Here is a 12,392-nt window from a genome sequence, read left to right as displayed (position 1 = left end):
CTACTGCCCCTGTCCATGCCCGCAGACCCGACCGGCACCGACCCAGATTCCGCCCCGCGGATGGCGCAGTCGTTGCGGCGCGACCGCCGCCGGGTGGTGCTGAGCTATCTGATGATGGCGCTGGCCTGGATCATTGCCTCCGATGGTGCGGTGAACGCGTTCGTGCTGGACCCCCAGCAGGCCGCCTTCTGGCAGAGCGTGAAGGGCGCGTTCTTCGTCTTCGCCAGCGCCGGCCTGCTCTACCTGCTGCTACGGCCGCTGGCCGAGCACGTGCTGGCCACCCACGCGCGGCTGCAGATGTCCGAGACGCGGCTGCGGCAGATGTTCGAGGGCAACCCCGGGCCGATCCTGGTGTATGACCTTGACAGCCTGGCCATCCTCGATGCAAACCCCGCGGCATGCCTGGCTTTCGGCTGGGAACGCGAGGAACTGCTGGCCCGCACCATCGAGATCCTGTGGCCGCCCGGCCAGGATCAGGCGCTGCAGCACAAGCTGGAGGCGATCCGCGAAGCGCCCGAGCAGCTGTGCATCCTGCGCGCGCAGCTGCAGCTGCGCGATGGCAGCCTGCGGCAGATGGAACTGCGGTCCAATGCCATCGATTATGACGGCCACAACGCCCGCCTGCTGATTGCCATCGATCGCACCGCCGAAGACCTGGCGCAGCTGCGCCGCGACCAGGCGCTGGCGCGGGTGGAGGAAGCCCACGAGCTGGCGCGTATCGGCGCCTGGGAGCTGGACCCCGCCAGTGGCCTGGGCCGCTATTCCAACCAGGTCTACCACCTGCTGGGGCGGCGCCCGCCGGAGGCCCGGCGCTGGCACCGCTTCGATGAACTGCTGGTGCCGGCCGACCCGGCCACTGCCGCGCAGACCGAACAGCTATTGGCCGACCTGTGCGCCGGCGAACCGGTCCAGGTGGACGTACTGCTGCCGCTGCTGGCCATGGATGGGCGCGCCCTGATGGTGCATCTGCGCGCGACCAGCGGTCGCGATGAAGCTGGCCGCGAACGCGTGCTGGGCACGCTGCAGGACGTAACCGAGCGCGAGCAGTCCCGGCGCCTGCTGCGTGAGCGCGAAGAACAGTTCCGCGAGCTGGTGCGGGTGCTGCCCGACGGCGTGGTGATCCTGTCCGAAGAACATGTGCTGTATGCCAACGCGTGGGCCGCCGCGCTGTTCGGCTACGGCAGCCATGCCCTGCTGGGCGAACCGCTGTCGGCGCTGGTGAACGGCGCCGATCTGCAGCGGGTGCGCGCCCAGTTGCGGGCCGGCCAGCCGCAGCACAGCCCGGGCCACAGCAGCGTGGCGGTCATGCAGCGCGCCGACGGCCGCCACTTCCATGCCGGCCTGGCGGTGGGTGAGGTGCGCTACGGTGGCCGCGACTGCAAGCTGCTGATCGTGCGCGACCTGAGTGAAGCCGAACGCACCCGCAGCGCGCTGGAAAACAGCAACCGCGAACTGCAGGCCATGGCCGGGCGCCTGTTCTCGCTGCAGGAGGACGAGCGCCGGGCGATCTCGCGCGACCTGCACGATGACATCGGCCAGGCGATCACCGCCATGAAGCTGTCGGCCTACGCCGCGCAGGACGAGCAGGATCCCGCCCGCCGCGGCGAGGATCTGGCGCAGATTGTCAGTCTGGCCGACACCACCGTGGCCAAGCTGCGCGATATCTCCACCCTGCTGCGCCCGCCACAGCTGGATGCGCTGGGTCTGGAAGCCGCGCTGAGCTGGCAGGCGCGGGTGCTGTTCCGCTCGTCGCCGGTGGAACTGCTGGCCGACATCGACGCGCTGCCGACCCGCCCGGACAACAGCATCGAACAGGCCTGCTTCCGCATTGCGCAGGAAAGCCTGACCAACGCCCTGCGCCACGCGCGCGCCAGCCAGGTGCAGCTGCAGCTGCGCGACCTGGGCCAGCGCGGACTGCACCTGCAGATCCGCGATGATGGCGAGGGCTTCGACCCTGATGGCCCGCGCGGCCTGGGCCTGATCGTGATGCGTGAACGCGCGCAGAGCGTGGGCGGCCACGTGCATATCGCTTCGGCGCACGGCGCCGGCACCCTGGTCGACGTCCACCTTCCTTACCAGGCCGCCATGACGGCGGCCGTCGAGTCTTCGGAACACTGAACCATGTGGAACCCCAACCTGCCCCCGGTGAGCATTGACGACGCCCCCGACCGGCTGGGCGCCGGCAATCCCGAACTGCAGGCCATGGTGGCCGAGGCGGCCTCTGGCGGCACCCCGTTGATGCTGATGCACGTGGACATCGACCACTTCGCTTCGGTGAACGAGAACATGAGCGCCGAAGTGGGTGACCAGGCGCTGGTGCTGGTGGCCCAGCGCCTGCAGTCGTACCTGCGCGGGCGCGGCAAGCTGTGGCGGCACGGCAGCGATGAGTTCCTGATTGCCGTTCCGCGCACCGCCGACCTGCCGCTGCCGGAAGACTTCGCCGAAGAGATCCGCCAGCAGATGGAGCTGCCGCTCTCTGTACTGCCTTACACCCTGTTCATGACCGGCAAGCTGGGCGTGAGCCTGTGCCCGGAACATGCCAGCAGTGCGTCGCGACTGCTGGACCACGCCGAGGATGCGCTGTACCAGGCAGCCCGCGAAGGCGGCAACGCGGTGCGCATCCACGCGGTGGACACCCCGCCCAGCGCGCACAGTGAAAGCATCATTGCCCGGCAGATCGTCGATGCCATTCCCAATGGCGAACTGAAGCTGCGCTACCAGCCGCTGGTGAGCGCACGCGATGGCCACGTGGTGGGCATGGAAGCGCTGCTGCGCTGGCAGTCGCCCACCCTGGGCATGCTGGTACCGGAACGCTTCATGCGCACCGCCGAGCGGCTGGGCATCATCGTGCAGATCGGCACCTGGGTGCTGGAAGGCGCACTGAAGCAGGCGCGTCTGTGGCGCGACCAGGGCTTTGACGATTTCACCATTGCAGTGAACGTGTCCACCCTGCAGCTGCTGCGGCCGAACTTCTTCGCCGAGGTGATGTCGCTGATGCAGGCGGCCGGCGTGCCGGCGCACATGCTGACGCTGGAGATCAACGAAAGTGCGCTGACCAACAACGTCAATTTCGTGCACGAAACCCTGGCCAACCTGCGCAACGAAGGCATCAGCCTGAGCTTGGACAACTTCGGCACCGGCGATTCCAGCCTGAGCGCGCTGGTGCGTTACCCGGTGGACAAGCTGAAGATCGACCGCAGCTTCATCAAGAGCGCCCCGGCCGGCAATCGCGAGGCGGCCATCGCCCGCGCGATCATCGCCATGGGCCACCAGCTGGGCATGACGGTCATTGCCAACGGCGTGGAATCACAGGCCCAGCTGGGCTTCCTGCGCCGCAACGACTGCGATGTGTTCCAGGGCTACCTGTTCGGCGAGCCGATGTCGGCCGACGCCGCCGGCATGACCCTGCGCCGCCGCTACCTGCGCCCGGAAGCCTTTGCTGAAACGCGCCCTGACCGCACCCTGCTGCTGCTGGATGACGAGGAAAACGTGCTGCGTTCGCTGGTGCGCCTGTTCCGCCGCGACGGCTACCGCATCCTGGCCGCCGGCAACGTGCGCGACGCCTTCGATCTGCTGGCGATCAACGACGTGCAGGTGATCCTGTCCGACCAGCGCATGAGCGACATGAGCGGCACCGAATTCCTCGGCCGGGTGAAGATGCTGTACCCGGACACGATCCGGCTGGTGCTGTCCGGGTACACCGATCTGAACACGGTGACCGATGCGATCAACCGCGGTGCAATCTACCGGTTCCTTACCAAGCCGTGGAACGATGATGAGCTGCGCAAGCACATCCACCAGGCGTTCCGCACGTATGAAGAGCAGCGCCGCAGCAATGCAGGCCCGGCGCTGGCCGAGCCGCTGGAAGGCGGCGAGGATCGTTCGCCGTTGCGTTGACCGATATGTAGAGTCGAGCCATGCTCGACTACGGCAAAAAGCAGTCGAGCAGGGCTCGACTCCACAGAAGCGAGGTCAGCGCGGCTGCTTGATCGGCAGTACCACTCGGAAGCGCGAGCCTACGCCGGGGGTGCTGTCAAGATCGATGCGGCCGTGGTGCTTGTTGATGATGCTGTAGGAAATCGACAGGCCCAGCCCGGTGCCGCTGCCCACCGGCTTGGTGGTGAAGAACGGATCGAAGATGCGCTGGCGCAGTTCCGGCGAGATGCCGCCGCCGGTGTCTTCGAACTCCACCCACACGGTCTCGCCATCCACGCCGGTACGCACGGTGATGGTGCCGCGCTCGGCAATGGCATGGCCTGCGTTGAGCAGCAGGTTCATGTACACCTGGTTCAGTTCCGAAGGCAGACATTCCACCAGCGGCAGCTGGCCGAATTGGCGCTCCAGGGTGACCTTGTACTTGAGCTCGTTCCAGATGATGTTGATGGTCGATTCTAGGCCGGCATGCAGGTCCACCAGCTTCCACGATTCATCGCGGCCGGAATACGAGAAGTCCTTCAGGTCGCGCACGATGCGGGTCACCCGCTCGATGCCCTCGCGTGATTCGGCCATCAGCTGCGGCAGGTCGCGGCTGATGAAATCAATGTCCAGGCGGTCACGGATATCGTCGATTTCCGGAATCAATGCCTTCGGATCGGGCGCGCGCAGGGCGCGCTCGTAGGCCTCGATCACCGTGAACAGACTGCGCAGGTATTCCTGCAGACTGCCCAGGTTTGAGTGCACGTAACCGATGGGGTTGTTGATCTCGTGCGCCACGCCGGCGGCCAGCTGGCCGATGGAGGCCATCTTTTCCGACTGCAGCAGCTTTTCCTGGGTCCCGTTCAGGCGCAGATAGGCCTGGCGCAGTTCGGCGTGGCGCTGCTGCAGCTCGCGTTCGTAGTCTTCCTGCCCTTCAATGCGCTGGAACAGGGCCAGGTAGTGGCTCTGCCCGCCCTCGCCATGGTGGTACAGATGGGCGATGACCACGCCCTCGCCCAGCGGCAGGCTGCCACTCCAGGCGCCCTGCTGCCGGGCCTGTTCAAGGGCATCGGGGGGCAGCAGCTCGCGCAGGCGCTGGGCCGGTGCGGCCGCGCTGTCGGCGTTGCCCAGCAGGTGCTGGGCGGCCGGGTTGGCCAATGCCACCTGCCCGTCTGCGGTGAACAGCAACAGCCCTTCGCGCAGGCGTTCCAACAGGGCCTGCAGCACGGGCTGGGAAGGAAGGGGGGCGGTAACCAGGGCGTTGGCGGCGGACACGGCGACTCGGGGGCTTGCGAACAGGCGCCCAATATACGCGCTCACGCTGCCGGTCACAGCCCGCCCGGTGGCGGCCGACGGCCGGCGGGGAATCAGGCGACGGCCAGCGGCCGGCGCGCGGTAACCGTGTGCGACTGGCCCTTGGCGTCGTAAGCCGAGGCGTCTTCGGTGCGGCCGAGCTGGCGCAGCGCCCAGTTGACCTCGCGGCGGCGGCGCGACAGCAGCACGCCGTTGGCGCGGTTGCGCTCGGCCAGTTCCTGCAGCTGTTCTCCCTGCCCGACCGGCGGCGTGCCTTCCAGCGCCCGCAGCGCTTCCAGCTTGGCCCCGGTGGCCCGGATCAACGCATGCACGTCGTGCTCGACCAAGGCCTGGCGTTCAACGTCCAGGGCCTCGGCAAGGCGCTGCAGCGGCTCGCTCATGGCCGCGCTCATCCCTGCAGCTGCTGGTCCAGCTCGAGCATGCGCGAAGCAATCGCGTCCGGATTGATCTTGTAGGTGCCGTTCTGCAGCGATTCGCGCACTGCGGCCACGCGCTGGGCGTCGATCGCCGGGGCGGTGCTCAGGTCGCGTTCGATGGCCTGCAGGTTGGTCGCTTCGCCGGTCAGGCGCAGGCTGTCAGCTGCTTCCACCGGGCGGGCAGCCGAATCGCTGCTGACGCCGGGCTTGCTGGCCGGGGTCGTCACGCCGCGCAGGGCCTGCGGGATCTGCAGATTGCCGTCGATTTTCTGGCTCATGGGGTGTCCTGGAGTTGCCGTACACAAGGGATAACGGCCGCTGGGCCGTGATCTTTAGGGATTTTCCAAACTTTTTCAACGCGCCACGATTACGTCACCAGCCGCATCCACCACGCCCTGCACGATGCGGCGGGTGGACAGGTTTTCGACCGAAACGCGGTCGTTGTGCCCGGCATCGCCCAGGGCGCGGCCGGCAATACGTACTTCCACGGCGCCGGTGCGGGCCACCAGGGCCACATTGTCTCCTCGCTTGATGAGACGCTGCGCCAGCAGATCATTGCCCGACAGCAGGCTGCCTGCCGCCAGCGGACGGCGCGCGATGCGCCCCACCGCCGCGGCCGGGTCGGCCAGCACGGCGCCGGCAATACGAGCCGCGTCACGCGTGGCAGTGCTGATATCGGCCGCACTGATGGTTTCTCCAGTGGCGATGCCACGGGTCAGCACCAGCACGGTCTGGTTGTGCCGCACCTTCACTGGCACGAACAGGCGCCAGCCACCTGCATCGGGGCAACTGACCTCGACGGTGGTGTTGGCGGTGGGCTGCACCGCCAGCGGCTTGCCACACTGCGGCAGGCGCAGCGCATCGGCCACGATGGCTTCGCCTTCGCTACCGGCCGCCAGGGTGGACAGCGCTGCCGCACGGATGCTGGCCACCGGCTGCCACTGCGCGGCCTGCGCCCACGGCGCGGCCAGCGCAAGCGCGGCGGCTACGAGTAATGTCATCCGGCGCATGGCGCCTCCTGCGTTCGATGGGACTTGGCCCGGGGCGATGCAAACGCTGTGCCAGCCCGCCTCTGTAGCGACGAGCCATGCTCGACTTCTTTTTGTAGAGTCGAGCCATGCTCGACTGATGTGCCGTGCAGCAGAGGAGTCGAGCATGGCTCGACTCTACAAAAGCCCTCAAGTTCGCCGCCCACCTCGCCGATACAGCAGCCATGTCCCATGACCTGCTCAACCGGATCGACCAGCGGACCCGACTGGCCGGCCACAATCGCCTGGCGCTGCTGCTGTTCCGTCTCGGCGGACGTCAGCTTTTTGGCGTCAATGTCTTCAAGGTGCAGGAAGTGCTGCGCCGGCCCGAGCTTTTCCAGGTGCCCGGCCTGCCCGGCCAGTTCGCCGGCGTGGCCGACGTGCGCGGCCGCTCGGTGCCGGTACTGGACCTGGGCCTGGCCATCGGCCACCCCGAGCGTGAACCGGATGCGGACACAGCGCCGGGCTACCTGGTGGTGACCGAGTTCAACCGCTCGATCCAGGGCTTCCTGGTCAGCGGGGTGGAACGCATCGTGAACATCGCGGTGGAGGACATCCACCCGCCACCGGAGCTGGGCGCCGAATCGAGCTACCTGACCGCCGTCACCCGCTTCCAGGGCGAGCTGATCCAGGTGATCGACGTGGAAAGCGTGCTGGCCGACATTGCCCAGGTGCGTGGCGAAGCCGTGCTGGACCCGGCCATGGCCATGCCTGCCGACGCGCCGCAGCTGCAGGTGCTGGTGGTGGACGACTCGCGGGTGGCCCGCCAGCAGATCCGCAGCGTGCTGGACCAGTTGGGGGTGGGCGCCACCCTGCTGTCCGACGGCAAGCAGGCGCTGGACCACCTGCTGCAGATCCACGCCTCGGGCGAAAACCCGGCCGAACGCTACGCCATGGTCATTTCCGATATCGAAATGCCGGCCATGGACGGCTATACGCTGACGACAGAAATCCGGCGCCACGCCGGCCTGTCCGGGTTGTATGTGCTGCTGCACACCTCCCTGTCGGGCGTATTCAACAATGCAATGGTCGAACGCGTGGGCGCCAATGCCTTCGTGGCCAAGTATTCGCCGCACGAACTGGCGGACTTCGTGCTGGACCGCCTGCGCAAGGTGGCCATGGCGGCCTGAGGCTGCCTATGGGGTCGGATCCCCGCAGGGGCTCTGACCCCGCGCCTTGCCCCGATGGGGTCAGAGCCCCTGCGGGGATCTGACCCCATCACGCTTTGGCACACCGCTTGCAGCTTCCCGGGCAACGTTCCTGTGGGAGTGCATCGTGCGCAACCTGATTACCGATTACCTGGGCGTCCACGCCCATGCCATGCCGTTGCGCGAACAGCGCATGAAGCTGATTGCCAGCAACCTCGGCAACGCCGACACCCCCGGCTACAAGGCCCAGGACCTGGACTTCGATGCCGCCCTGCGCCACGCCCAGGGGCTGGATGCCAACGGCCTGATGACCACCACCAACGAGCAGCACTACGAAATCAGTAGTGGCCTGAACCCGTTCCAGGTGGCCCGTGAAGGCGTGCAGCCCAGCCTGGACGGCAACACCGTCGACCCCGACGCAGAGCGCGCCGCCTATGGCCGTGCCGCCCTGGAATACCGCGCCTCGCTCAGCTTCGTCGAAAGCAAGGTGCGTTCCATGCTGACCGCGATCACGGGGCAATAAGCCATGAGCAATCTGCCGATCTTCGATATCGCCGGTTCCGCGCTGCAGGCGCAGTCGGTGCGCATGAGCACCATCGCCTCCAACCTGTCCAACGCTGACAGCATCGCCGGCTCGGCCGACGCGGTGTACAAGCCGCTGGAGCCGATCTTCCAGGCGGTCACCAGCAAGACCGATCCGAATGTCACCTCGGTGAAGGTGAAGGAAATCAGCCAGAGCGAGGCAGCGCCGATCAAGCGCTACGAGCCGGGCCACCCGCTGGCTGACGCCGAAGGCTACATCTACCAGCCGGACGTGGACCCGGTGGCGCAGATGGTCAACCTGATCTCGACCTCGCGCAACTACCAGGCCGGTGTGGAAATGCTGACCACCGCCAAGGAACTGGCCCTGGCCACCCTGACCATGGGCCGCTGAGGCCCGCTGTACCGGATACCGCCATGACCACTGCCGTCAACAACCAGACCAACCAGGACGTCTACGCCGCCCTTGGCCTGAACGCCCCCAACAGCACCAATACCAAGAAAAAGAACACCCTGGACCAGGCCGATTTCCTGCGCCTGATGACCGAACAGCTGCAGCACCAGGATCCGCTGAAGCCGATGGACAACACGCAGATGGTGGCGCAGATGGCGCAGATGTCCACTGTGCAGGGCATCACCGATCTGAACACCACCGTGCAGGGCTTCCAGGCGTCCATGGCCAGCGACCAGGTGTTGCGTGGCGCCGCACTGGTTGGCCACGAAGTGCTGGTGCCTTCCGAGAAGCTGGTGCTGGAAGAGGAAGGTGATGTGAGCGGCACCGTCGCGGCACCGGCCGCCGGTATCGTCACCGTCGACGTGACCGACGCCAACGGCGCCAAGGTGACCTCGATCAGCGTGGAAGCCAAAGCCGCCGGTGAAGTCGCATTCCAGTGGGACGGCAAGGATGCCAACGGCAACCGCATGGCGCCGGGCAAGTATTCCATTGTCGCCAACCACGTCGACACCGCCGGCACCAGCACCAAGCTGTCCACCTATGTGCAGGCACCAGTTGAAAGCGTGACCGTCGGCTCTGACGGCCTGTACCTGAACCTGAAGGGCCTGGGCACGGCCCCGATCGACTACGTGCTCCGCGTCAGCTGAGCCGCACACCCCGCATCTACCAGGAGCATCCCATGGGCTTCAACATCTCGCTGTCCGGCATCAATGCCGCCAACTCCGACCTGAGCGTCACCGCCAACAACGTCGCCAACGCCAACACCACCGGCTTCAAGGAATCGCGCGCCGAGTTCGCCGATCTGTTCTCGGCCACCAGCTATGGCCTGGCCAAGAACCAGGTGGGTTCGGGCGTGCGCGTCTCCAACGTCGCCCAGCAGTTCATCCAGGGCAACAACGAACAGACCGGCCGTGGCCTGGACATGGCGATTTCCGGCGAAGGCTTCTTCACCATGAACATGAATGGTGCCCGGGTCTATTCGCGCGCCGGCAACTTCCAGACCGATCCGTCCGGCTATGTCGTCAACCCGCAGGGCGCCCGCCTGCAGGTGTTCGCGCCGAACGCTGATGGCACCAACTTCGATGCCGGCCGCCTGGTGGATCTGCAGCTGCTGACCACCGACAGCCCGCCCAAGCAGACCAGCGAAGTAAAGGTGGGCTTCACCCTGCCGGCCAACGCCAAAGTGCCGACGGTGAACCCGTTCGACCCCACCGACTCCAACAGCTACAACCACTCCAGCGGCGGCATTACCGTGTACGACTCGCTGGGCGTCAGTCACACCCAGGTGTCCTACTTCGAAAAGCTCGCCGGTGTGAACCAGTGGCGCGTGCACAACTACGTCGATGGCGTGGCCGCAGGCACTCCGACCGACCTGACCTTCGACAACGCCGGCAAGCTGACGGTGCCTGCCAACGGTCAGATCAGCCTGGGCACGTTCACCCCGCCGACCGGCGCTGGCGCACTGAACATGACCCTGGACGTGTCCGGGTCGACCCAGTACGGCGAAAAGTTCGCCCTGCGCAACACCCAGCAGGACGGCTACGCGGCCGGCAAGCTCAACGAGGTCACCGTGTCGGAAACCGGCGTGGTGTTCGCCCGTTACTCCAATGGCGATGACAAGGCACTGGGCCAGGTGGCACTGACCACCTTCAACAATACCCAGGGCCTGGAACAGAAGGGCAACAACCTGTGGGTGGAGACCTTTGATTCGGGCACCCCGCGCACCAGCCCTCCGGACACCTCGAACATGGGCAAGATCCAGGCCGGCGCGCTGGAATCGTCCACCGTGGACCTGACCGAGCAGCTGGTGAACATGATCGTGGCCCAGCGCAACTTCCAGGCCAACGCGCAGATGATCACCACGCAGGACCAGATCACCCAGACCGTCATCAACATCCGTTGATGAGCTGCTGACCCTGTCACGGAACTCCCCGCATGGATAAAGCCCTTTACGTGGCGATGACCGGTGCCCGCGCCTCCCTGCAGGCGCAGGGCACGCTCAGCCACAACCTCGCCAACTCGGACACCCCCGGCTTCAAGGAAGCGCTGGCCAACACCGAAGCCTTCCCGATCCGTGGGCAGGGCTACGCCTCGCGGGTGGATGCGCTGCACGTCGACGCCGGCTTCAACCGCAGCGCCGGCGCGCAGCACATCACCGGCAAGCCGCTGGACCTGTCGTTGCAGACCGGCACCTGGCTGGCCGTGCAGGCCACCGATGGCAGCGAAGCCTATACCCGGGGTGCCGCGCTGTCGGTCACCCCCAACGGCCAGCTGGTGACCTCCAGCGGCCGTGCGGTGCTGGATGACAACAACAATCCCATCGCCATTCCGCCCTACCAGGCGATGGAAGTGGGCAACGACGGCACGATCTCGATCATTCCGCAGGGCGAAGGCCCGCAGACCATGGCCATGATCGGCCGCATCAAGATCGTGCAGGCGCCGGATGAGCGCCTGGAGCGTGGCCTGGATGGCCTGTTCCGCAACACCGACCCGCAGCAGCCCTTCGCCCAGGCACAGGGCGCCACCGTGCACAGCGGCCAGCTGGAAGGCAGCAACGTGGATGCTGCAGGTGCACTGGTACAGATGATCCAGCTGCAGCGGCAGTACGAAATGCAGGTGCAGGTGATCAAGCACGGCGACGACAACGCGCGCAGCGCCAACAGTCTGTTGCGCCTGGGCGGCTGACGGAATTCCGGCGCCGGCGTTGGCCGGCGTTGGCACACCGCTTGCACAGCCTTCACCAACGGCCGCACCGCGCGGCCCGCTTCAGCCAGACAGGATTCCGAAGATGAACCAGGCATTGTGGATCGCAAAAACCGGACTGGATGCGCAGCAGACGCGCATGTCGGTGGTTTCCAACAACCTCGCCAATACCAACACCACCGGTTTCAAGCAGGACCGCGCCAGCTTCGAAGACCTGCTGTACCAGCAGGTGCGCCAGCCTGGCGGCGCCAGCTCGGCACAGACGCAGCTGCCGACCGGCCTGCAGCTGGGTACCGGCGTGCGCGTGGTGGCCACCTCGAAGAACTTCGAACAGGGCAGCCAGCAGCAGACCGGCCGCGCGCTGGACGTAATGGTCAACGGCCGCGGCTTCTTCGAAGTGCAGCTGCCCGATGGCAGTTCCGCGTACACCCGTGATGGCTCGTTCAAGATCAACCAGGACAGCGAACTGGTAACCAACACCGGCTATCCGGTGCAGCCGGGCATCCAGATTCCCGAAGGCGCGCAGTCGGTCACCATCGGCAGCGACGGCACCATCAGCGTGAAGATGGCCGACGACGCCGCATCGGTGGAAGTGGGCGCGCTGACCCTGACCGATTTCGTGAACCCGGCCGGCCTGCAGGCCCGCGGTGAAAACCTGTTCCTGGAAACCACCGCCTCGGGCCCGGCGCAGAACGGCAACCCCGGCCTGAACGGCCTGGGCACCGTGGTGCAGGGTGCGCTGGAAGGCAGCAACGTGAACGTGGTGGAAGAGCTGGTGTCGATGATCGAAACCCAGCGCGCCTACGAAATGAATGCCAAGGCCATTTCCACCACCGACGCCATGCTGGGCTATCTGAACCAGAACGTCTGATCG

13 protein-coding genes are annotated in these 12,392 nt (G+C 66.4%); 9 read left to right on the top strand and 4 right to left on the bottom strand.

The genetic code is table 11. The features are described from left to right. Window positions 1-15 precede the first annotated feature (15 nt). Both C1922_RS09875 and C1922_RS09870 read left to right on the top strand, forming a co-directional pair. Window positions 16-2,118 (top strand): PAS domain-containing sensor histidine kinase, encoded by a 2,103-nt coding sequence (locus C1922_RS09875; protein WP_108749588.1) that lies wholly within the window; start codon window positions 16-18, stop codon window positions 2,116-2,118. 3 nt (window positions 2,119-2,121) lie between these two features. Next, the gene (locus C1922_RS09870; protein WP_108749587.1) at window positions 2,122-3,897 is read left to right on the top strand and encodes an EAL domain-containing protein; all 1,776 of its coding nucleotides are present in this window, start codon (window positions 2,122-2,124) and stop codon (window positions 3,895-3,897) included. A 75-nt stretch (window positions 3,898-3,972) separates the two neighbouring features. On the opposite strand, the gene C1922_RS09865 is transcribed toward C1922_RS09870, so the two are convergent. The 4 genes from C1922_RS09865 to flgA form a co-directional block, all read right to left on the bottom strand. Beyond that, entirely contained in the window at window positions 3,973-5,190 is a 1,218-nt protein-coding gene (locus tag C1922_RS09865) for an ATP-binding protein (RefSeq protein ID WP_108749586.1), read from the bottom strand. A 92-nt stretch (window positions 5,191-5,282) separates the two neighbouring features. After that, a complete protein-coding gene (locus C1922_RS09860) occupies window positions 5,283-5,621 on the bottom strand; it encodes a flagellar protein FlgN (RefSeq protein ID WP_108749585.1) in 339 nt (112 codons plus the stop codon). Beyond that, window positions 5,618-5,923, bottom strand: coding sequence for a flagellar biosynthesis anti-sigma factor FlgM (gene flgM, locus C1922_RS09855; protein ID WP_108749584.1), 306 nt, complete (start codon window positions 5,921-5,923; stop codon window positions 5,618-5,620). The genes C1922_RS09860 and flgM overlap by 4 nt, the downstream gene beginning before the upstream one ends. 75 nt (window positions 5,924-5,998) lie before the next feature. Continuing rightward, window positions 5,999-6,646 carry a flagellar basal body P-ring formation chaperone FlgA gene (gene flgA / locus C1922_RS09850; RefSeq protein WP_199912030.1) on the bottom strand — a complete coding sequence of 216 codons (648 nt, stop codon included), beginning with the start codon at window positions 6,644-6,646 and terminating at the stop codon, window positions 5,999-6,001. Between the two features lie 212 nt (window positions 6,647-6,858). Here flgA and C1922_RS09845 point away from each other — a divergent pair, with 212 nt between their 5' ends. The 7 genes from C1922_RS09845 (at window position 6,859) to flgG (ending at window position 12,389) form a co-directional block, all read left to right on the top strand. After that, complete coding sequence (locus tag C1922_RS09845; protein ID WP_025879111.1) at window positions 6,859-7,803, top strand: chemotaxis protein; 945 nt, start codon at window positions 6,859-6,861, stop codon at window positions 7,801-7,803. Between the two features lie 145 nt (window positions 7,804-7,948). After that, window positions 7,949-8,344, top strand: a complete 396-nt coding sequence (flgB, locus tag C1922_RS09840; protein WP_108749582.1) for a flagellar basal body rod protein FlgB — start codon at window positions 7,949-7,951, stop codon at window positions 8,342-8,344. Window positions 8,345-8,347: 3 nt separating this feature from the next. Then, complete coding sequence (gene flgC / locus C1922_RS09835; protein WP_108749581.1) at window positions 8,348-8,755, top strand: flagellar basal body rod protein FlgC; 408 nt, start codon at window positions 8,348-8,350, stop codon at window positions 8,753-8,755. A 23-nt stretch (window positions 8,756-8,778) separates the two neighbouring features. Beyond that, a complete protein-coding gene (locus tag C1922_RS09830; RefSeq protein ID WP_108749580.1) occupies window positions 8,779-9,462 on the top strand; it encodes a flagellar hook capping FlgD N-terminal domain-containing protein in 684 nt (227 codons plus the stop codon). 32 nt (window positions 9,463-9,494) lie between these two features. Next, entirely contained in the window at window positions 9,495-10,718 is a 1,224-nt protein-coding gene (gene flgE / locus C1922_RS09825; protein WP_108749579.1) for a flagellar hook protein FlgE, read from the top strand. Between the two features lie 32 nt (window positions 10,719-10,750). Then, the gene (locus tag C1922_RS09820; protein ID WP_108749578.1) at window positions 10,751-11,500 is read left to right on the top strand and encodes a flagellar basal body rod protein FlgF; all 750 of its coding nucleotides are present in this window, start codon (window positions 10,751-10,753) and stop codon (window positions 11,498-11,500) included. A gap of 103 nt (window positions 11,501-11,603) precedes the next feature. Next, window positions 11,604-12,389 (top strand): flagellar basal-body rod protein FlgG, encoded by a 786-nt coding sequence (gene flgG / locus C1922_RS09815; RefSeq protein ID WP_049461063.1) that lies wholly within the window; start codon window positions 11,604-11,606, stop codon window positions 12,387-12,389. Window positions 12,390-12,392 lie beyond the last annotated feature (3 nt).

Source organism: Stenotrophomonas sp. ZAC14D2_NAIMI4_7, from assembly GCF_003086675.1.
In the GTDB taxonomy this organism is placed as follows: Bacteria; Pseudomonadota; Gammaproteobacteria; order Xanthomonadales; family Xanthomonadaceae; genus Stenotrophomonas.
This window is presented reverse-complemented; position numbering and strand designations above follow the sequence as displayed.

What these genes read in the sequence shown, in the direction of transcription:
- C1922_RS09875 (WP_108749588.1), top strand. Translation starts at nt 16, where the DNA reads ATGCCCGCAGACCCGACCGGCACCGACCCAGATTCCGCCCCGCGGATG.
- C1922_RS09870 (WP_108749587.1), top strand. Translation starts at nt 2,122, where the DNA reads ATGTGGAACCCCAACCTGCCCCCGGTGAGCATTGACGACGCCCCCGAC.
- C1922_RS09860 (WP_108749585.1), bottom strand. Translation starts at nt 5,621, where the DNA reads ATGAGCGCGGCCATGAGCGAGCCGCTGCAGCGCCTTGCCGAGGCCCTG.
- flgM (WP_108749584.1), bottom strand. Translation starts at nt 5,923, where the DNA reads ATGAGCCAGAAAATCGACGGCAATCTGCAGATCCCGCAGGCCCTGCGC.
- flgA (WP_199912030.1), bottom strand. Translation starts at nt 6,646, where the DNA reads ATGACATTACTCGTAGCCGCCGCGCTTGCGCTGGCCGCGCCGTGGGCG.
- C1922_RS09845 (WP_025879111.1), top strand. Translation starts at nt 6,859, where the DNA reads ATGTCCCATGACCTGCTCAACCGGATCGACCAGCGGACCCGACTGGCC.
- flgC (WP_108749581.1), top strand. Translation starts at nt 8,348, where the DNA reads ATGAGCAATCTGCCGATCTTCGATATCGCCGGTTCCGCGCTGCAGGCG.
- C1922_RS09830 (WP_108749580.1), top strand. Translation starts at nt 8,779, where the DNA reads ATGACCACTGCCGTCAACAACCAGACCAACCAGGACGTCTACGCCGCC.
- flgE (WP_108749579.1), top strand. Translation starts at nt 9,495, where the DNA reads ATGGGCTTCAACATCTCGCTGTCCGGCATCAATGCCGCCAACTCCGAC.
- C1922_RS09820 (WP_108749578.1), top strand. Translation starts at nt 10,751, where the DNA reads ATGGATAAAGCCCTTTACGTGGCGATGACCGGTGCCCGCGCCTCCCTG.
- flgG (WP_049461063.1), top strand. Translation starts at nt 11,604, where the DNA reads ATGAACCAGGCATTGTGGATCGCAAAAACCGGACTGGATGCGCAGCAG.